This is a genomic window from Acidovorax sp. T1 (genome assembly GCF_002176815.1).
Classification (GTDB): Bacteria; Pseudomonadota; Gammaproteobacteria; order Burkholderiales; family Burkholderiaceae_C; genus Acidovorax.
The window spans coordinates 218,891-236,051 of sequence record NZ_CP021648.1 but is presented as its reverse complement, the minus strand read 5'-3'; the positions used below and the strand labels follow the sequence as shown (position 1 = coordinate 236,051).

At 65.5% G+C, this 17,161-nt stretch carries 22 protein-coding genes; 5 read left to right on the top strand and 17 right to left on the bottom strand.

Features of this window, described 5'->3' with window-relative positions; genetic code table 11:
• Positions 1 to 58: 58 nt before the first annotated feature.
• The 7 genes from rpsG to CCX87_RS01035 form a co-directional block, all read right to left on the bottom strand.
• Positions 59 to 532 carry a 30S ribosomal protein S7 gene (gene rpsG / locus CCX87_RS01065; RefSeq protein ID WP_005798541.1) on the bottom strand — a complete coding sequence of 158 codons (474 nt, stop codon included), beginning with the start codon at positions 530 to 532 and terminating at the stop codon, positions 59 to 61.
• A 164-nt stretch (positions 533 to 696) separates the two neighbouring features.
• Complete coding sequence (gene rpsL, locus CCX87_RS01060) at positions 697 to 1,074, bottom strand: 30S ribosomal protein S12 (RefSeq protein WP_024813771.1); 378 nt, start codon at positions 1,072 to 1,074, stop codon at positions 697 to 699.
• A 234-nt stretch (positions 1,075 to 1,308) separates the two neighbouring features.
• Positions 1,309 to 2,478 (bottom strand): D-alanyl-D-alanine carboxypeptidase family protein, encoded by a 1,170-nt coding sequence (locus CCX87_RS01055; RefSeq protein WP_087743100.1) that lies wholly within the window; start codon positions 2,476 to 2,478, stop codon positions 1,309 to 1,311.
• 112 nt (positions 2,479 to 2,590) lie between these two features.
• The gene (locus CCX87_RS01050; protein ID WP_087743098.1) at positions 2,591 to 3,232 is read right to left on the bottom strand and encodes an alpha/beta hydrolase; all 642 of its coding nucleotides are present in this window, start codon (positions 3,230 to 3,232) and stop codon (positions 2,591 to 2,593) included.
• An 84-nt stretch (positions 3,233 to 3,316) separates the two neighbouring features.
• Positions 3,317 to 3,676, bottom strand: a complete 360-nt coding sequence (locus CCX87_RS01045) for a (2Fe-2S) ferredoxin domain-containing protein (RefSeq protein ID WP_087743096.1) — start codon at positions 3,674 to 3,676, stop codon at positions 3,317 to 3,319.
• Positions 3,677 to 3,685: 9 nt separating this feature from the next.
• A complete protein-coding gene (locus CCX87_RS01040) occupies positions 3,686 to 4,783 on the bottom strand; it encodes a VanZ family protein (RefSeq protein WP_087743094.1) in 1,098 nt (365 codons plus the stop codon).
• 19 nt (positions 4,784 to 4,802) lie between these two features.
• Positions 4,803 to 5,231 (bottom strand): CopD family protein, encoded by a 429-nt coding sequence (locus CCX87_RS01035; RefSeq protein ID WP_087743092.1) that lies wholly within the window; start codon positions 5,229 to 5,231, stop codon positions 4,803 to 4,805.
• Positions 5,232 to 5,341: 110 nt separating this feature from the next.
• Between CCX87_RS01035 and hemB the strand changes: the two genes are divergently transcribed.
• On the top strand, positions 5,342 to 6,349 hold the full coding sequence (gene hemB / locus CCX87_RS01030; protein ID WP_087743089.1) for a porphobilinogen synthase: 1,008 nt from the start codon (positions 5,342 to 5,344) through the stop codon (positions 6,347 to 6,349).
• A 61-nt stretch (positions 6,350 to 6,410) separates the two neighbouring features.
• Positions 6,411 to 7,547 (top strand): magnesium transporter CorA family protein, encoded by a 1,137-nt coding sequence (locus CCX87_RS01025; RefSeq protein WP_087743087.1) that lies wholly within the window; start codon positions 6,411 to 6,413, stop codon positions 7,545 to 7,547.
• 69 nt (positions 7,548 to 7,616) lie between these two features.
• Here CCX87_RS01025 and CCX87_RS01020 read toward each other — a convergent pair whose 3' ends face one another.
• Positions 7,617 to 8,306, bottom strand: a complete 690-nt coding sequence (locus tag CCX87_RS01020) for a dienelactone hydrolase family protein (protein WP_087743086.1) — start codon at positions 8,304 to 8,306, stop codon at positions 7,617 to 7,619.
• A 200-nt stretch (positions 8,307 to 8,506) separates the two neighbouring features.
• Here CCX87_RS01020 and CCX87_RS01015 point away from each other — a divergent pair, with 200 nt between their 5' ends.
• Positions 8,507 to 9,142 carry a MarC family protein gene (locus CCX87_RS01015; RefSeq protein ID WP_087743084.1) on the top strand — a complete coding sequence of 212 codons (636 nt, stop codon included), beginning with the start codon at positions 8,507 to 8,509 and terminating at the stop codon, positions 9,140 to 9,142.
• Here the strand turns inward: CCX87_RS01015 and trhA are convergent, their stop codons facing one another.
• From trhA to CCX87_RS21465, 3 genes are read right to left on the bottom strand one after another with little or no spacing between them, the layout of a single operon-like run.
• Positions 9,143 to 9,781, bottom strand: coding sequence for a PAQR family membrane homeostasis protein TrhA (gene trhA, locus CCX87_RS01010; RefSeq protein WP_087743082.1), 639 nt, complete (start codon positions 9,779 to 9,781; stop codon positions 9,143 to 9,145).
• Positions 9,782 to 9,788: 7 nt separating this feature from the next.
• Positions 9,789 to 9,959, bottom strand: coding sequence for a hypothetical protein (locus tag CCX87_RS21040; RefSeq protein WP_198314742.1), 171 nt, complete (start codon positions 9,957 to 9,959; stop codon positions 9,789 to 9,791).
• Positions 9,922 to 10,056 carry a hypothetical protein gene (locus CCX87_RS21465; RefSeq protein ID WP_255378701.1) on the bottom strand — a complete coding sequence of 45 codons (135 nt, stop codon included), beginning with the start codon at positions 10,054 to 10,056 and terminating at the stop codon, positions 9,922 to 9,924. Before CCX87_RS21465 ends, CCX87_RS21040 begins: the two co-directional genes overlap by 38 nt.
• Before the next feature lie 165 nt (positions 10,057 to 10,221).
• Here CCX87_RS21465 and CCX87_RS01005 point away from each other — a divergent pair, with 165 nt between their 5' ends.
• Positions 10,222 to 11,235 (top strand): M14 family zinc carboxypeptidase, encoded by a 1,014-nt coding sequence (locus CCX87_RS01005; protein ID WP_232476452.1) that lies wholly within the window; start codon positions 10,222 to 10,224, stop codon positions 11,233 to 11,235.
• 8 nt (positions 11,236 to 11,243) lie between these two features.
• A complete protein-coding gene (locus CCX87_RS01000) occupies positions 11,244 to 12,011 on the top strand; it encodes an alpha/beta fold hydrolase (RefSeq protein ID WP_087743078.1) in 768 nt (255 codons plus the stop codon).
• 238 nt (positions 12,012 to 12,249) lie between these two features.
• Here the strand turns inward: CCX87_RS01000 and CCX87_RS00995 are convergent, their stop codons facing one another.
• The 6 genes from CCX87_RS00995 to CCX87_RS00970 all read right to left on the bottom strand — a co-directional run bounded on the left by CCX87_RS00995 (position 12,250) and on the right by CCX87_RS00970 (position 17,128).
• On the bottom strand, positions 12,250 to 13,308 hold the full coding sequence (locus tag CCX87_RS00995) for a GGDEF domain-containing protein (RefSeq protein ID WP_087743076.1): 1,059 nt from the start codon (positions 13,306 to 13,308) through the stop codon (positions 12,250 to 12,252).
• Between the two features lie 155 nt (positions 13,309 to 13,463).
• On the bottom strand, positions 13,464 to 14,042 hold the full coding sequence (locus CCX87_RS00990; RefSeq protein WP_087743074.1) for a hypothetical protein: 579 nt from the start codon (positions 14,040 to 14,042) through the stop codon (positions 13,464 to 13,466).
• Positions 14,043 to 14,156: 114 nt separating this feature from the next.
• Positions 14,157 to 14,375, bottom strand: a complete 219-nt coding sequence (locus tag CCX87_RS00985; protein ID WP_087743072.1) for a CsbD family protein — start codon at positions 14,373 to 14,375, stop codon at positions 14,157 to 14,159.
• Positions 14,376 to 14,631: 256 nt separating this feature from the next.
• On the bottom strand, positions 14,632 to 15,300 hold the full coding sequence (locus CCX87_RS00980; protein WP_087748107.1) for an ABC-type transport auxiliary lipoprotein family protein: 669 nt from the start codon (positions 15,298 to 15,300) through the stop codon (positions 14,632 to 14,634).
• Between the two features lie 11 nt (positions 15,301 to 15,311).
• Entirely contained in the window at positions 15,312 to 16,289 is a 978-nt protein-coding gene (locus CCX87_RS00975; RefSeq protein ID WP_087743070.1) for an MlaD family protein, read from the bottom strand.
• On the bottom strand, positions 16,289 to 17,128 hold the full coding sequence (locus CCX87_RS00970) for an ABC transporter ATP-binding protein (RefSeq protein WP_087743068.1): 840 nt from the start codon (positions 17,126 to 17,128) through the stop codon (positions 16,289 to 16,291). Before CCX87_RS00970 ends, CCX87_RS00975 begins: the two co-directional genes overlap by 1 nt.
• Positions 17,129 to 17,161: the final 33 nt, after the last annotated feature.

Below are 17,161 nucleotides of genomic sequence, written 5' to 3'. Positions count from 1 at the left end.
AGGCTGCAGGCAAAAATGCCGGCAGCCTTGCGATAGACGACGAGAGCGATCCGTCGGTTTAGAAGCGGAAGTGGCTGAACGCCTTGTTGGCTTCGGCCATGCGGTGCACTTCGTCACGCTTCTTCATGGCGCCGCCACGGCCTTCAGTGGCTTCGAGCAATTCGTTGGCCAGACGCTGGGCCATCGACTTTTCGCCGCGCTTGCGGGCGGCTTCCTTGATCCAGCGCATGGACAGGGCCAGGCGACGGACAGGACGCACTTCCACTGGCACCTGGTAGTTGGCACCGCCGACGCGGCGGGACTTCACTTCGACCATGGGCTTGACGTTGTTGATGGCAACGGTGAAAGCTTCCAGCGGGTCTTTATCGGGGTGCTTCTTCTCGATCAGTTCCAGGGCACCGTAAATGATGCGCTCTGCAACCGCTTTTTTGCCGCCTTCCATGATCACGTTCATGAATTTGGACAGCTCTACATTGCCGAACTTGGGATCCGGCAGGATTTCACGTTTGGGGACTTCGCGACGACGTGGCATTTTTTCACCTCATTCTTGCTTCAGTTGGCATCTTTTCAGACACCGCGAGAGCCATTCTGGACTCCCACTTACTCGACCCACGCAGACATTTGCGCTTGGGGTCACTACGCTGCATCACCGCGCCACGCGGGAAACAGCACCTTGTATCTCGATCAACCGCAGGCTTATTTGGCCTTTGGCTTCTTGGCGCCGTACTTGGAGCGCGACTGCTTGCGGTCTTTCACGCCTTGCAAGTCGAGCGAACCGCGCACGATGTGGTAACGCACACCGGGCAAGTCCTTGACACGACCGCCGCGAACCAGCACGACGCTGTGTTCCTGCAGGTTGTGGCCTTCGCCGCCGATGTAGGAAATGACTTCGAAGCCATTGGTCAGGCGAACCTTGGCGACCTTCCGCAGAGCGGAGTTAGGCTTCTTTGGCGTCGTGGTGTACACACGGGTGCACACGCCACGGCGCTGTGGAGAGTTTTGCATCGCGGGGCTCTTGGAGTTGGTCGTTTCGACCTGACGCCCCTGACGCACGAGCTGGTTAATGGTTGGCATGAATACGTCCCTAAACGTGAAATGCTTCGTGAAAGCGAAAACGTGAATCCCTTCGGAAATTCCGAAAAGCCTTCTAATGTAGCAGGGCAGCCCGCAATGGGCAAGCCCTGCCCCGCTTGCCCCCGACGTTCTGGCGCCTGCTTGATGGGCACGAATTACGGTCAAATCGGGGTTTTGCGCTTTTGGGCAAAGCGCTGACAGCTATCTTTTTTGACATGCTGCAGCGCAACCCAGTTATTTGATCCAGAGCCGGATCGCATCCCAGGCGCGGCCCATGATGCCGGCTTGCTCGACACCGTCCAGCGCCACCAGCGGCACTTCGACCAGCGGCTGATCCCCCAGCACGACCTTGAGCGATCCAATCGCCTGGCCCTTGGTGAAGGGCGCCACCAGCGGGTCCTGGCGCACGATCTGCGTGGTGACCTTGCCGGCGCTGCCCGAAGGCACAGCCACCACGATGGCCTGGGCGCGGCCGATCTTGATGGTGCTTTCCTTGCCCTTCCACACGGCGGGCGTGGCCACGGGCTGGCCTGCATCGAACAGTTTGACGGCATCAAAGGCGGTGTAGCCCCAGTTCAGCAGCTTCTGGCTTTCGTTGGCGCGGGCGTTCTCGCTGGCGGCGCCGAGCACGATGGACAGCAGGCGGCGCTGGCCCACGTTGGGGAAATCACGCTTGGAAGTGGCCACCAGGCAGTAACCGGCGGCGTCGGTGTGGCCGGTCTTGAGGCCGTCCACGGTGGGGTCGCGGAACAGCAGCGCGTTGCGGTTGTTGCCGTTCGAGGCAGGCGTGCCCGGGTAGCTGTACTGCTTGGTGGCGTAATAGTGCATGTACTCCGGGAAGTCTTTCATCAGCCGGGTGGCCAGGGTGGCCAAGTCGCGCGCCGTGGTGGTGTGGCCGGGTTCCGTCAGCCCCTCTGGATTTTTGTAGGCCGTGCCCTTCATGCCCAGGGCCTTTGCCTGGTCGTTCATGAGCTTGACGAAATTCTCGGCCGTGCCGCCCACGCCCTCGGCCAGTGCCATGGTGGCGTCGTTGCCCGACTGCACGATCATGCCTTTGAGCAGGTCATCCACCGGCACCTGCATCTTGGGGTCGATGAACATGCGCGAGCCGGGCATCTTCCAGGCGCGCACGCTCACGGGCAGCTTCTGCTCCAGCGTGATTTTTTTGGCGCGCAGCGCATCGAACACCAGATAGCCCGTCATGAGCTTGGTGAGCGAGGCCTGCTCGACCGGCGCATCGATGTCTTTCGCCGCCAGCACCTGGTTGGCCGTCACATCGACCAGCATGTAGGTGCGTGCGGCGATCTCGGGGGGCTGGGGCGCCTGGGCGTGGACAAAGAAAGCAGCGGGCGCGACCGCCGCAAAAAGGGCCAGGGATCGCAGCGCGGGCAAGATTCGTTTCATGGGGCAGGAATAAATGGGGCGCAAGGCCCGGGGATGGAAAAAAACAAACCGGTGAGGCCAGGAAGGAGAGCCATGGGTGCGCACGCACCGCAGCCGCTGCCATGACCGGGCCTCACGGCACGGACTGGAGGTGGCGCACCACCAGATTTTTCAGCAACGTCAATTGTCCGTGAAAGAAATGGCCGCCACCGGGGACGACTGTGACAGGCAGTATCTGGGGCCGCGCCCAGTCGAGCACGGCCGACAGCGGCACGGTGTCGTCCTGCTCGCCATGCAGCACCAGGGTGCACAGGTGGGCCTCGGGCGGCACGGGGGCCACCGTGAAGCGGCTCGCCGCGGTGCCGACCAGCACCGCCTGCGCCACCTCGCGCTCATCCCACAGGGCGGCCAGGGCGTGGCTGGTGACAAAGGCGCCAAACGAGAAGCCGGCCAGCGCAATCGGCCCCTGGGGCGCCACCTGCTGCACCACGGCCAGCAGGTCCTGCAACTCGCCACGCCCCTCGTCGTGCACGCCAGCGCTGGCGCCCACGCCGCGAAAGTTGAAGCGCACCGTGGTCCAGCCGCATTGGGTAAAGGCGCGCGCCAGGGTCTGCACCACCTTGTTGTCCATGGTGCCGCCAAACAGTGGATGGGGGTGGGCAATGATGGCCACGCCACGGGGGGCCGCGCCATCGGGCAGGGACGCCGCATCGCGCGCCGCCTCGATGGCACCGGCGGCGCCAGTCAGCGCCAGGCGTTCGGTTTGTGCATTCACGGGTTGCTACTCATTCAATAGCTACTAGCGCTTACCAGATAAGCGCTAGCTGCCAAAATCATTCAAAGAACCGTAGAGCGGCGTTCAGCGCCCAAGTTCCGCTGGCGTGACCAGTCGCTCGACGATCTGGCCGTTTTTGAGGTGCGACTCCACGATTTCATCCACATCGCTGGCGTCCACATAGGAATACCAGGTGCCCTCGGGGTACACCACGGCCACGGGGCCGGCGGCGCAACGGTCCAGGCAGCCGGCCTTGTTCACCCGCACCTTGCCGGGGCCCGCAAGCCCCGCCGCCTTGACCTGCGCCTTGCACCGGTCAAAGGCTTCCTGAGCGCCGTGGTGGGCACAGCTGTTCTCGCCGTTGGCACGGTCGTTCAGGCAAAAAAAGATGTGGCGGGCGTAATAGCCCGGCGCGGCGGCGGGTGTGGAGGGGGTGTCGCTCATGGAGTCATTCTAGTTTTGCGGCTCCCGGCGCGACACCCGAAAGAGCACATACGCCAGTGCGGCATAAGGCCACAGCCAGCCCAGCCACTGACCCAAGCCAAAAAAACGGATGAAACGTCCTTGCTCCCAAATTTGTAGCGTCTGGGCAAAGTACGCACTTGCGGGCGCCTGGTTGAGCAGCCCCAGGTGCCAGGCCAGCGCCAGCAGCAGCAGCGCCGCACTGGCGCGCCGCGGCAAGGCCAGCAGCAGCGCCGCCAGCGCAAGCGCTGCCCCTACCCCGACGCGCGTGGGCAGCTCCAGCCAGCTCCAGGCATGCGACGGCCCCCAGCTCAGCGCCGCCGACAGGGCCGTCACCCCAATGCCCACCCCTGCCACGCCCATGGCAAACACGGCGCGGCGCCCCATGTGGCGAATGACGCAATAGCCCAGCAGGCAGGGAATCAGCAGCCCCAGCGTCACGCACAGCAACTCGCCACCTGGCGACAAGGGCTCCAGCGGCACATCGCGCACCGGCAGCCAATCGAGAAAGGGCGTGTCGGCCAGCAAGTCTTCGAGGGCCTGTTCCAGCCGCTCCAGCACCTGGCCCAAGCCAAACGGCACCGCCGCCGGAAACAGCAGCGCCGCGGGCCACAGCGCCAGCAGCACCAGCGCGCCGCGCGCATCGCGCACAAACCAGCGGGCGCGGAAATCGCTCCAGCGGTCGATGGCACCCCAGCGCTCCAGCAGCGCCGCCGTGCACGCCCCCGCCAGCGCTCCCGCTGCGTTGAGCAGCAGGTCCAGATTGGAGGGCACACGCCGGGGCAGGTAAATCTGCAGGTATTCCATCAGCAGCGACAACAGCGTGCCCGCCAGCGTGGCCAGCAGCACCGGCCCACGCTCGCTGCCCGAGCGCAGCAGGGCCAGCACCAGCAAGAATCCCAGCGGGGCGTAACCGGCCATGTTGATGGCGACATCAAACCCCGTCCAGTAGGGCGGTGGCAGCGGCGCCAACAGGAAAACCCAGGGGTCGATGCCCTGGTCGCGCCAGCCGTCAAACGGGAACAGGCTGGCAAAGACGATCAGCGCTGCATGGATCAGCGCGAGCGGCCAGGCAGAGGTTTTGTGCACCGGCGCGGACTCCCTGGTTTCAGAACGGCTTGACCACCACGAGCACCACGGCAATCAGCAGCAGCACCACGGGCACTTCATTGAACCAGCGGAACCAGACATGGCTCTTGCGGCTGCTGTTGGCAATGAGCTTGCGCAGCAGCACCGCGCAGGCGTGGTGGTAGCCGATCACCAACACCACCACGGCCAGCTTGGCGTGCATCCAGCCGTTGCCCGGGCCGCGGCCGATGCCATAGCCCAGCCACAGCCACAGGCCCAGTGCCACAGCGGGCACCGCCAGCATCGTGGTGAAGCGCAGCAGCTTGCGTGCCATCAGCACCAGGCGCTCGCGCTCGGCCACCGAGCCGGGCGCCACCATCGCCAGATTGACAAAAATGCGCGGCAAATAGAAAAGACCCGCAAACCAGCTGGCCACGAAAACGATGTGAAAGGCTTTGATCCAGAGCATGCCTGCAGTTTAAGGGCCACCGCACGCAGCAGCAGTCGGCAAAAAGCCCAGCAGGTTCGACCACATGGGCGAGGGGCGCAAAGCGACACAGGGGCTTCATAATTGTTTCCATGCACCTCTCCAGCCCCACCCCATTTCCGCAAAGCCGCCCACGCCGCCTGCGCCGTGACAGTTTTACCCGCAACCTGGTGCGCGAGCATGCCGTCACGCCCCACGACCTGATCTACCCCGTGTTCGTACACGAGGGCCAGAACCAGCGCGAGGCCGTGGCCTCCATGCCCGGCGTGGACCGGCTCAGCCTGGATTTGCTGCTGCCCGTGGCCGAGGATTGCGTGAAGCTGGGCATTCCCGTGCTGGCGCTGTTCCCGGCCATTGACCCGGCGCTCAAGACGCCCGATGGCAAGGAAGCGCTGAACCCCGACGGCCTGATCCCGCGCGTGGTGCGCGCCTTGAAAAAAGAGTTTCCCGACCTGGGCGTGATGACCGACGTGGCGCTCGACCCCTACACCAGCCACGGCCAGGATGGCGTGCTCGACGAGACGGGCTACATCATCAATGACGAAACGGTCGAGATTCTGACCGGCCAGGCGCTCACCCATGCCGAAGCGGGCGTGGACATCGTCGCGCCCAGCGACATGATGGACGGACGCATCGGCGCCATCCGCGAGGCGTTTGAAGTGCAGGGCCACATCCACACCCGCATCATGGCCTACAGCGCCAAATACGCCAGCGCCTTCTACGGCCCGTTTCGCGACGCCGTGGGCACGCGTGGCGCCCTGGGCAAGAGCAACAAGTTCGTCTACCAGATGGACCCGGGCAACAGCGACGAAGCCCTGCGCGAAGTGGCCCTCGACATCGCCGAAGGCGCCGACATGGTGATGGTCAAGCCCGGCATGCCGTATCTGGACATCGTGCGGCGCGTGAAGGACGAGTTCCGCGTGCCTACCTTCGCCTATCAGGTGAGCGGCGAATACGCCATGCTCAAGGCCGCCGCCGCCAACGGCTGGCTCGACCACGATGCCGTGATGATGGAAAGCCTGCTGGCCTTCAAGCGCGCAGGCGCCGACGGCGTGCTGACCTACTTTGCCCGCGACGCTGCGCGCTTGCTCCTGAAATAATAGCTTCAAGCGCTTGTCTATAAAGCGCTGGAAGCCATTTTGACCAAGAATTCAGAACGCCATGCGCATTTTTCACCTCCACAACGACGGCGTACTGGAGCTGGCCGACCTGCCCGAGCACATGCCCGCGCAGGGCTTTATCTGGGTCGCCTGCTCACGCCCGACCTTCCAGGCGCGGCTGGGCGAAATCCAGAGCCGACTGCAGGCGCTCGTGGGGCTGCAGCTGGTGGACCTGCATGTGGCCGACCTGCTGAACGCGCAGCTGCCATCGCACTACGACTACACCTCGCAGTACGACCTGCTGGTGTTTCGCCGGCTTGCCTCGATCAATGGCGACACGCCGGATGCGAACGGTGCGGCGGCAAACGCTACCGCCCTGCCACTCAAGCGCAAGGGTCCGCCGGTGCTGCGGCGCATCGACACCAGCCCCGTGGGCTTTGCGATGTTTGACCAGCTGCTGCTCACCGTGCACCCCACCGACTGCGCGGTGCGCGATGCTTACGCCGCGCGCCTGCTCGCCACCGCCCCCCTGGATATACGCGAAGGCCGAGCCACCTTGGCAGCCGGTGTGCGCCATCCGTCCAGCACGGCCGACCTGATGCTGCGCCTGGTCAACCTGATGGTGGACGGCTACCTGGACCTGCGCCGCGAACTCACGCGCCAGCTCGATCACTGGCAGACCGAGCTGCTCAAGCCCCGGGCGCGCTATGTGAACTGGAGCTCGCTGCTCGAAGCGCGCCTGTCGCTGCACCAGCTGGACGACATCTGCGAAGACCAGCGCAGCGCCATGCAAAACTGGATCGACGAGCTGGAAACCTGGGCCACGCCCGAAAGCAGTGCCGGCCAGCGTGACCTGGACCTGCTCAAGGTGCGCAGCCGCGACGTGCTCGAACACATCGAACGCGTGGTGCACCATGTGCGCCGCCTGGAGCAAAGCACCGAAACCGCCGTGCAGATGCACTTTTCAGTGCAGAGCAACCGCACCAACGACATCATGCGCACGCTCACCGCGCTGACCGCGGTATTTTTGCCGCTGAACCTGATTGCGGGCATTTTTGGCATGAACTTCGAGTTCTTGCCGCTCATCCACAAGCAGGACGGATTCTGGTGGGCACTGGGCTCCATGATCACGATTGCCATGGGCCTGGTGGCGCTGTTCTGGCGCAAGCGCTACCTGGCGCGCACCGGCGGGCAGTGAGCATTCGCAGACCGCAGCGCGGATGCGAGACCGGGCCCTTGCCGGCGGACCCGTCCCGCCAACGACAGCCTACCCTACATGCTTGGCAAAGAAGGCCAGGGTGCGGTCACGCGCGACCAGGGCCGAGGCTTCGTCATACGAGCCGCGCTGGTCGCAGTTGAAACCATGGTCGGCGTCGTACACATGCACCTGCACCTCGGGGTGCGCGCGCGCAAAGGCCTGCACGCTGTCCACCGAAATCCAGTGGTCGCGTTGGCCAAAATGCGCCAGCACCGGCACCTGGGGCTGGCGCGCCACCTCGTCTGCCGTGGTCATGCCGCCGCCGTAGTAGCACACCGCCGCTGCCAGGCCCTTAAGGCTGCAGGCCGCGCGCCACGTCAGCAGGCCACCCCAGCAAAAGCCGACGATGCCCACCTTGCCGCCACCGTGCTGGGCGGCGTAGTCGATGGCGGCCTGGATGTCGGGCATGGCACCGTCGCCGGGCAGTGCATCCACCGCCGTCTTGAAACCAAAGCCCGCGCCCATGTCGGCCTCGCTGTAGCCCAGCTCCACATCCGGTTGCACGCGCGCAAAGGTGGCGGGGGCCACCGCCAGATAGCCGCGCGCCGCAAAGCGGTCGGCCACGGCACGGATGTGCGCATTGACCCCGAAAATCTCCTGCAGCACCACGATGGCGCCGCGCGGTGATCCATCGGGCTGCGCCACCCAGGCTGGCACCACAAAACCATCTTTCGACGTCAGATTGACAAACTGGCCCATGCAATTGCTCCTTGAAAAGAAAAAGGCTGTGGCGCAAAGGCACCACCGCCACCCAGCAACGCATTCCGGCCCCGTGCCGGGATGCTGTAATGCACCCCATTCTTGCAGGAGACCGGTTTGGGGCAAAGTGCTGCGCCTGACCGGCACCGTCCGCACCACCACCGCTCCGCCCCCACTTTGCGCATGTCAGGACACCGCCGATGGATCTGAAACCCCTCATCACCTTGCTGGCCATCGTGAACCCGCTGGCCATCGTGCCGTTTTTCATCCACTACACGCAGGGGTTTTCCAACGAACAGCGCCGCCGCACCATCCGCACGGCAGCCCTGGCATCGTTTTGCGTGATTGCGGCCTGTGCCTTGCTGGGCCTGCAAATTCTGGAGTTTTTCAACATCTCGCTGCAGAGCTTTCAGGTGGGCGGCGGCATGCTGCTGCTGATCAGTTCCATGAACATGCTCAACGCGCAGCCGGCCGAGGCCAAGACCCACACGAACGAGCTGGAGGAAGGCGCCGAGAAGGCCGCCGCGGGCAGCAGCATTGCCGTCGTGCCCCTCACGATTCCCCTGCTCACCGGGCCTGCCAGCATGTCCACCGTGGTGATCTACGCCGACCGTGCACAAACCTTCTGGCAGCACGCGGCGCTGGTGGGCTACGGCGTGGTGATTGGCCTGGCCACGGCCCTGTGCTTTTCGCTCGCCGATCCGATCGCGCGCGTGCTGGGCAAGACGGGCATCAACGTGATGACGCGGCTGATGGGTTTGATTCTGGCGGCACTGGCCGTGGAGGTGATGGCCGACGGCCTGGGCAAGCTGTTCCCCATTCTCGTGGCGAGGTAGCTAACCGAGCACCGCCCAGGTGTGGCACGCCGTGCCCGCCGCCACGAAGCCATGCCAGACCGCATGGGCATAGCGGATGCGCGCGTCCAGCACAAAAAAGACGACACCGACGGTGTAGGCGCAGCCCCCGGCCACAAGCCACTGCGCGCCCGCCGGTGATGCGCGCTCCAAAATGGGCACCGCCGCCAGCAACACCAGCCAGCCCATGGCCAGATACCCGCCCGTGGACAGCCAGGGTGATGCCAGACGGCCCATGGCCTTGAGCACCATGCCCGCAGCCGCCACCAGCCAGACCAGCGCCAAGGTGGCGCTACCCCACGGCGCATCAAGATGGCCCGCCGCGAAGGCCGTGTAACTGCCCGCGATGAAGAGATACACCGCGCCGTGGTCCAGCTTCAGAAACACTCGCTTGGCACCGCCTTCCGGCAAAGCGTGGTACACGGTGGACGCCAGGTACAGCCACACCATCGTGGCCACGAAAACGCAGACACCGGCAAAGCCTTCGACACCCCGGCCGCGCCCCCAGGAAACCAGCCAGGGACCGGCCGCGATGGCGGCGACCAGGGCCGCTGCGTGGCTTGCCGCGTTCGCAATTTCCTCGCCCCGGCTTTGTGGACGAGGATGGGTGAGCCCGCTCATCACGCCCCTAGTGCGGGAGCGCGGTCTGCTGGCGGTTGCGCCAGGCGTGGTAGCGCGCCCGCTGCAGGGCAAAGAACTCCACCACACCCCACGCCATGCCACAGCCGACCAGGCCGCACAGCATCAGCCAGCGCAACACGTCAATCCTGCGCTGGCGCCGGGGTGGTGAATTCTTCATGGGAGAAACAGTCGTTGCCCGGCAAATCCAGGAAACGCCAGCGTTCGTCGAACAATTCGTCGAAGAGTCTTTGCAATCCGAGCAGTTTCCAGAGCATACGAGGCCTTTGGAGAAGGTTGTTGGCAGCTGCAAGGTAACTGCGGCGTGTGACAGTTTGGCGTCCGTCGGCGCATTTGCCACACCCAAATACCCGATTGACACGGCAGGCCGATCGGGCGGTATGCTGCGGCGTCCACCCTCTGCTACACCAGCCACCACCACCGTGCCCGAAAACGATCTGCCCGAACTGCGGGGCCTGGAAAAGATCATTGAACAGGGCGGCCCGGACCTGCAGGTCCGCGTGGTGCGCGAGGTCAGCGTGGCGTCGGGCCTGCGCTTTCCCATCTATTCGATCGGCATTGGCAACCCCAGCCCCCACGTTCCCGCGGTCGGTTTTTTTGGTGGCGTGCATGGCCTGGAGCGGATCGGCGCCGAGGTGGTGATTTCCTATCTGCAGAACATCGTCATGCGGCTGCGCTGGGACACCACGCTGCACCAGCAGCTCGAGCATGTGCGCCTGGTGTTCATGCCCATCGTCAACCCCGGTGGCATGTGGGCTGCCACGCGCGCCAACCCGAACGGGGTGGACCTGATGCGCAATGCGCCCGTGGAGGCCCTGGACCGCGTGCCCTTCCTGATGGGTGGCCAGCGGCTGAGCGCAGGCCTGCCCTGGTATCGCGGCCACTTTGGCGAACCGATGGAGATCGAGAGCCAGGCCTTGTGCGAGGTGGTGCGCACAGAGCTGCTGCCCCGGCCCTTCAGCATTGCGCTGGACTGCCATTCGGGCTTCGGCGTGCGCGACCGACTGTGGTTTCCGTTTGCCCATACCCGCAAACCCATCGCACATCTCAACGAGCTGCATGCGCTCAAGACCATCTTCCTGCAGGCGCACAGCCACCACCCGTACATCATCGAGCCCCAAAGCACCCAGTACCTGGCCCACGGCGACCTGTGGGATTACCTGTACCTGCAGTCCTGCGAGCAGGCCGAGCGCATCTTTCTGCCGCTGACGCTGGAGATGGGCTCGTGGATCTGGATCAAGAAGAATCCGCGCCAGCTGTTTTCGCGCATGGGCATCTTCAACCCCCTGATCGACCACCGCCAGCAACGGGTGCTGCGCCGGCATCTGTCGCTGCTCGACTTTTTGTCGCGCGCGGCCTGCAGCCACCAGCGGTGGGTTCCCGGCAAGGAACACTACGAACAACACCGCGCCAATGCACTGGCCGAGTGGTATTAAGCCGCGCCATGGACACCTGGATTCTGTTGCGCGGCCTCACCCGCGAAACCGCCCACTGGGGCCGCTTTGCTAACGATTTCCAGAGCGCATGGTCCGATGCCCAGGTCGTGGCACTCGACCTGCCCGGCAACGGCCAGCTCCATGCCCGGCCCAGCCCGCCCACCGTGCAAGGCATGGTGGCGGCCTGCCGCACCGAACTGGCAAGGCAGGGCGTGCGCCCACCGTTTCGGCTGTTCGCCATGTCGCTGGGCGCCATGGTGGCCACCGAGTGGGCCCGCACGGCACCGGCGGACATCGCGGGCTGCGTGCTGGTGAACACCAGCTTGCGCCCGTTCAGCCCCTTTTTCCAGCGGCTGCGCCCCCGCAACTACGCGGCCTTGCTGGGCCTGGTGCTGCTGCACCGGTCGCCCGAGGCCATCGAACGCACGGTATGGCGGCTGACGAGCAATGCGCCCGACCCGCGCCACGCAGTCATTGGCGATTGGGTGGCCGCCCGCGCCCGCCGCCCGGTGTCCGCCATCAACGCCCTGCGCCAATTGGTGGCCGCAGCCCGCTACAGCGCCCCCACCGTGGCGCCCAGCCCCCCCATCCTGCTGTTGGCCAGCCAGAACGACCGCCTGGTAGACAGCCGTTGCTCGCAGGCCATTGCCAAAAGCTGGCATTGCGCCCTGGCCCTGCACCCGCATGCCGGGCACGATCTGCCACTGGATGCGCCCCTGTGGGTGCTGGAGCAGGTGCAGCAATGGCTGCTGCGGGCTGATCCGTCAAAAATTTAGTAAAAACGGCTTGTAGCCCAATCTCATAAAGCGCTAGTAGCTATTATTAAAATAGCAAATTCAGACGGCAAATCGCCTCAGAGGCTGAGCGTTTTTCGGCCGTGCCCGAAAGGCGCGTCAAAACGCGCCGGGTCTAGGCGCAAAACACAGCCATAGCTCGGCTATGGCGAGTATTTGCAACGACGAGCCGGTGTGTTTTGGCGTGCAAGGCGGGCATGGATGAAAGCCTCTCAGCCTCTCAGACCGTCACCGTGCAGTTGCGCCCCTGATTCTTGGCGGTGTACAGCGCCGCATCCAGGGCGCGCAGAGTGAGGTCGAGCGAGCGCGCGGGGTCGAAATGGGCCAGCCCCACGCTGACCGAAAGGTGCAGTGGCGGCACCACGCCGGGCACGGCGGCGGCGGCCAGCGCGGCGTGCAGCCGCTGCGCCACCACCCGGCCTTCTGCCACGCTGGTGGCGGGCAGCAAGGCCAGAAACTCTTCCCCGCCCCAGCGGCTGACCACATCGGAGGCCCGGAACACATCGCGGCAGGTCGCGGCGAACAGCCGCAGGGCCTCGTCGCCGACATGGTGGCCATAGCGGTCGTTGACCTGTTTGAACCAGTCGATGTCCATCATCAGCAGGCACGCGGCGGCACCCCCGCGCTGCAGCAGGGCCTGCTGCTGGCGCAGGCGCTCGGTGAACGAGCGGCGGTTGGCCAGCCCCGTCAGAACATCGGTATGGGCCAGCGTGGCCATGCGCTGGCGTGCCTCGTCGAGCTCTCGCACCATCTGGCCCTGGCGGTCGTTGGCGAGCTTGAGCTCCAGCAGGCGCATCACCTGGCGCGCCAGCACGTCGAGCATTTCCTGCTGGGGCAGGCCCAACTCGCGCGGCTGATAGTCCAGCACACACACGGTGCCCAGCGCAATGCCGTCCGGGGTGACCAGCGGCGCCCCCGCATAAAACCGCACGCCCTGGGGCCGCGTGACCAGCGGATTAGAGGCAAAGCGCGCATCCTGCAGCAGGTCGGGCACGACGAACACGCCTTGAGCCTGGATGGCGAACCGGCAGACGGACTGGTCGATCGGGGTTTCGCGCCGTCCCAGGCCGATTTCGGCCTTGAACCACTGGCGATCGCGGTCCACCAAACTGATGAGCGCGATGGGTGCAGCGCAAATATGGCGGGCCAGCCGGGCCAGATCGTCGAAGGCCAGCTCCAGGGGCGTATCCAGAATGCCGTAGTGACGCAGCGCCTGCAAGCGCGCACTTTCATCACCGGTCAGATCACCTGGCAGCGCGCAGGCGGCAGTGTCATCCATGGGTCGTGGGCCCGTTGCGCCAGAAGTTGTAGGGGGCGCAGAGCTTGCCACACAACCATGCCCGGCGCATCCCCGGTTACGCACAACCACGGGCCGTGGCGGGGCTTCGGGGGGCGGCAAATCCGCCAGCGCTGCACAGATGCGCGGCTGGCCGTTTATTGGCCGTACATGCGCTTGGCGTCATCCACGCACTTGGACTTGACGTCGCCCTGCATGGTGTCGCAGCGTTCCTTGGCGGCCTTGTAGTTGGCCTCGTTCTTTTCCGCAGCAGCGTCTTTGCGCGCCTCGGCAACGGCAGCGCCCTTGGCGGCGGGCGTGTCGGCGGGTTTGGCCTTCACTTCGGCGACCTTGGCGTTTTCCTTGGCCGTCACATGGGCTGCCTTGGCGTCTTTCACGCAGACGTCCTTGGCGTTACCGCTGAGGTCATCGCATTTTTCCTTGGCGACTGCGTAGTCGGCATCCGCCCGGGCCACGCGGGCCTTGTAGTCGGCTTTCGGGCTGGGTTTGTATTGGGCTTCCAGTTCGGCCTTGGCGACATCTTCATGGCCCTTGGCTTCCTTGACGCAAATGTCCTTGGCGTTGCCGGTCAGGGCATTGCATTTGTCCTTGCTCGCCTTGTATTCGGCCGAGATGGTGTCTTTCGCCGCCTTGTACTCTGGCTGGGTCAGTGCGAAAGCGCTGGTGGCCAACAGGGCGGCGGTAACGGTGGCAATCAGTGTGCGTGCAATTTTCATGGCGTGTTCCTCGGTGGAAATCGGGGGGAAATCAGGGGAAAGGGGCGCAGGCGCAGCAGCGTCTGCAAGCAGGCCAACGGCGTTCTCAGGCCGTTGGCCCAGTGGTTCAAGGCGTCAATCCTTGAAGCGGAAATCAGGGTGGCGGTCCTGCCATTCCTTGAGCTGCTTTTCAGCCGCGTCGCGGGCGATGCCATGGCGTTCCTGGAGCTTGCCCAGAAACTGGTCGCGCCGGCCGGCGATCACATCGAAATCGTCATCGGTCAGCTTGCCCCATTGCTCGACCAACTTGCCCTTGAATTGCTTCCAGTTGCCTTGGATGGTGTCTTCGTTCATGGTGTGCTTCCTCGAAAATTCGCCTCAGCCATCCACCCGGAATGCGTGGAACATGTGCGTGATGCGATGGAGTCCACTGTAGAAACGACAGGCGCCGCGCCGCGTAGTCCATGCCGGGGACCACGCGTCAGCCCAGGCCTACGGGCCTGACAGACAAACACCCTGAATAAGAACGTGTTCACGTTCTAAGCCACCGGCTGGCGGCGTTGCGGCGCCCGGCCCCCATCACGGCAGGCGGCGCGATGGCAGGCGCTGCTCAGCGCCCCAGCTGCTCAAGCCATTGCGTCAGCTCGTGCGCCACCTGGTCGGTGGCTTCGGCCAATGCCCGGGTGCCGCCAGCGGCATCGGCACTGGCCGCAGGGCGCTGCACGATGAAAACCCGCTGGCCCAACAAGATCTCGCCCGCGGCGGCGGGCTCTGCCAGCGTGGCACGCAGGCGCACCAGGCCGGCGCTTTCGGTGGCGCTGGTGAAGACCTGGCTGAACTCCTCCAGCTCCACACGCAACACGACGGGCAGCTTGCCGCTGGCGCGGGCCTGGGCTGCACCGCTTTCGGCCGTCAGCACGGCGCGGCGCTGGCCCAGCTGGTCGCGCAGGCGCTGCTGCACCAGCTGCGCAGGCGGCTGGCTCCAGCGGGCCTGGGTGTAGGGGCGCAGCTGGCGGGCATCGGCGTAGGCCAGGCGGTAGAGCACGGCGGTGCTACCTTCGGCCAAGCCCGGGGCCTCGACATCGGCCAGCGCCAGAGGCGGCAGCGGTGCGCGCCGGTCGGCGGGCACCGGCGCCATGGCGCCCGGGCCAAAGTCGTAGTGCACGGGGCGCGAGGGCGGCGCAGGCAAGGCCGAGCATCCCGCCAGGAATGCAGCAACAAATATGGCTCCAGCGCTTATCCCATAAGCGCTTACAGCTATGTTTTTGATAGTTTTCATGGCGAATTGCATCAGGGTTGAACCTTGGGTGCCTCAAACCCGGGCTCACCCGGACCGGCGTTGACCCGGCCGGGGCCATAAATGAAAAGCTGCGGGTTTTCGTTGATTCCACCGGCCGTGCGCCCGAACTGGCGCGCGGCACGCGAGGCGTCGTCGGCGGCACGGTTGACGCGCGGCAGGGTGCTGTTGCCGAACTGGTCGGCGGCGCGCGCCAGGGCCTGGGTGCCCTGGGTGATCTGGTCCAGGGCGCCGCCTTCGGCGCTCAGGCGCCGGGTGGTCTGGCCGATGTCGCTGGCCAGCGTGGACACCTGGGCGCCGGCCTGCTGCAAGGCCTGCAAGGTCTGGCGTGCATCGCCCGCCAGGGGCGGCAGGGCAGCCAGGGCGGGGTCCAGGCGCTCTTTCACGGTGGTATCCAGCCGCTGGGTCAGGGCCGCCGCGCCACGGGCCGCCTGCCCCAGGCTGTCGAGCACCTTGCTGACCCGCTGCTGGTTGTCGTCGCCCAGCAGCTGGTTGATGCGTTGCGTGGCTTCCTGCACCTGGCCCAGGATGGCGGGGCCCTGCTCTGCCAGGCGCGACAGGGGCGAGCTGCGGAGCGGCAGCCGGGGCAGGCCGCTGGGGCCGGGGGGCTGCACCGCCTGCGCCTCGCCCTCATCGTCCAGCTGCACATGGGCCAGGCCGGTGACGCCCTGGTAGCCCAGCACGGCGAAGGTGCTGGGGGTGATGGGGGCCTGGTCATTGACGGCGATGCGGATCAGCACATTGCCCGGGACCTGGGGGTCAAAGCCGATGCGCGTCACCTTGCCCACGGCCACACCCTTGTAGCGCACGGCGGCCTGGGGTTGCAGGCCGGTGACGCCGTCCTTGCTGGTCATTTCGTATTGCTGGTAGCTGGTGTTGTCGCGGGTGAGCCACATGGCCAGGCCCGCCAGCATGGCGGCCACCACCAGCACGAAGATGCCGGCGGCGAAAGCATGGGATTTGTTTTCCATCAGGGTTCCTTGGCAGTGACCACGGTGTGCGTCGGCGCCATGGCGCGCTGGCCGCGTTCACCCAGAAAAAAGTGTTCAATGAACGGATGAGGGTAGCGCGCAACGTCACGCGGCGCTCCGGTCACCAGGACTTTCTTGTCCGCCAGCACGGCCACGCGCGTGCTGAGGGCAAAGAGGGTGTCCAGGTCGTGCGTGACCATCACCACCGTCAGGCCCAGGGCCTGGTGCAATTCGCGCAGCAGGGCCACGAAGTCGTCGGAGCTACTCGGGTCCAGCCCCGCCGTGGGCTCGTCAAGCAGCAGCAGCGGCGGGTCCATGATGAGCGCCCGCGCCAGCGCCACGCGCTTGATCATGCCGCCCGAAAGGTCGGCAGGCATGCGGGTGGCGTGCTCGGGCTTGAGGCCCGCCATCTGCAGCTTGACCAGCGCCGCATCGCGCACCACATCGGCGGGCAAGGTGCCTTGCTCGCGCAGCGCAAACGCCACGTTGTCGAGCACGTTGAACGCCGAATACAGGGCCCCTTGCTGAAACAGCATGCCCACCCGGCTGGCAGCGCCTTCGCGCCCCATTTCCGAGGCCGGCTGGCCCAGCACCGTGACGCTCCCGCGCGTCGGTCTGGCCAGGCCCAGCATCTGGCGCAGCAGCACGGTCTTGCCGGTGCCCGAGCCGCCCACCAACGCCAGGATCTCGCCACGTTGCACCGACAACTGCAGGTCCTGGTGCACGGTAAAGGCCTCGTCGCCCTTGCCGAACGTGGTCCACAGGCCTTGCACGTCCACGACGGGCGGCTCGCCCGGCGCCATGGCCATGTGCTCGGGCGGCTCGATACGTTCTGTCATGGTCGTGCCTTCTCGGCGACACCAGGACCCCGA

What these genes read in the sequence shown, in the direction of transcription:
- CCX87_RS01035 (WP_087743092.1), bottom strand. Translation starts at nt 5,231, where the DNA reads ATGCTCTGGATCAAAGCCTTTCACATCGTTTTCGTGGCCAGCTGGTTT.
- rpsL (WP_024813771.1), bottom strand. Translation starts at nt 1,074, where the DNA reads ATGCCAACCATTAACCAGCTCGTGCGTCAGGGGCGTCAGGTCGAAACG.
- CCX87_RS00980 (WP_087748107.1), bottom strand. Translation starts at nt 15,300, where the DNA reads ATGAAAACTATCAAAAACATAGCTGTAAGCGCTTATGGGATAAGCGCT.
- CCX87_RS00975 (WP_087743070.1), bottom strand. Translation starts at nt 16,289, where the DNA reads ATGGAAAACAAATCCCATGCTTTCGCCGCCGGCATCTTCGTGCTGGTG.
- CCX87_RS01000 (WP_087743078.1), top strand. Translation starts at nt 11,244, where the DNA reads ATGGACACCTGGATTCTGTTGCGCGGCCTCACCCGCGAAACCGCCCAC.
- CCX87_RS01015 (WP_087743084.1), top strand. Translation starts at nt 8,507, where the DNA reads ATGGATCTGAAACCCCTCATCACCTTGCTGGCCATCGTGAACCCGCTG.
- CCX87_RS01025 (WP_087743087.1), top strand. Translation starts at nt 6,411, where the DNA reads ATGCGCATTTTTCACCTCCACAACGACGGCGTACTGGAGCTGGCCGAC.
- rpsG (WP_005798541.1), bottom strand. Translation starts at nt 532, where the DNA reads ATGCCACGTCGTCGCGAAGTCCCCAAACGTGAAATCCTGCCGGATCCC.
- CCX87_RS01020 (WP_087743086.1), bottom strand. Translation starts at nt 8,306, where the DNA reads ATGGGCCAGTTTGTCAATCTGACGTCGAAAGATGGTTTTGTGGTGCCA.
- CCX87_RS01045 (WP_087743096.1), bottom strand. Translation starts at nt 3,676, where the DNA reads ATGAGCGACACCCCCTCCACACCCGCCGCCGCGCCGGGCTATTACGCC.
- CCX87_RS21040 (WP_198314742.1), bottom strand. Translation starts at nt 9,959, where the DNA reads ATGAAGAATTCACCACCCCGGCGCCAGCGCAGGATTGACGTGTTGCGC.
- CCX87_RS01055 (WP_087743100.1), bottom strand. Translation starts at nt 2,478, where the DNA reads ATGAAACGAATCTTGCCCGCGCTGCGATCCCTGGCCCTTTTTGCGGCG.
- CCX87_RS00985 (WP_087743072.1), bottom strand. Translation starts at nt 14,375, where the DNA reads ATGAACGAAGACACCATCCAAGGCAACTGGAAGCAATTCAAGGGCAAG.
- CCX87_RS21465 (WP_255378701.1), bottom strand. Translation starts at nt 10,056, where the DNA reads ATGCTCTGGAAACTGCTCGGATTGCAAAGACTCTTCGACGAATTGTTC.
- trhA (WP_087743082.1), bottom strand. Translation starts at nt 9,781, where the DNA reads ATGAGCGGGCTCACCCATCCTCGTCCACAAAGCCGGGGCGAGGAAATT.
- CCX87_RS00990 (WP_087743074.1), bottom strand. Translation starts at nt 14,042, where the DNA reads ATGAAAATTGCACGCACACTGATTGCCACCGTTACCGCCGCCCTGTTG.
- hemB (WP_087743089.1), top strand. Translation starts at nt 5,342, where the DNA reads ATGCACCTCTCCAGCCCCACCCCATTTCCGCAAAGCCGCCCACGCCGC.
- CCX87_RS00995 (WP_087743076.1), bottom strand. Translation starts at nt 13,308, where the DNA reads ATGGATGACACTGCCGCCTGCGCGCTGCCAGGTGATCTGACCGGTGAT.
- CCX87_RS00970 (WP_087743068.1), bottom strand. Translation starts at nt 17,128, where the DNA reads ATGACAGAACGTATCGAGCCGCCCGAGCACATGGCCATGGCGCCGGGC.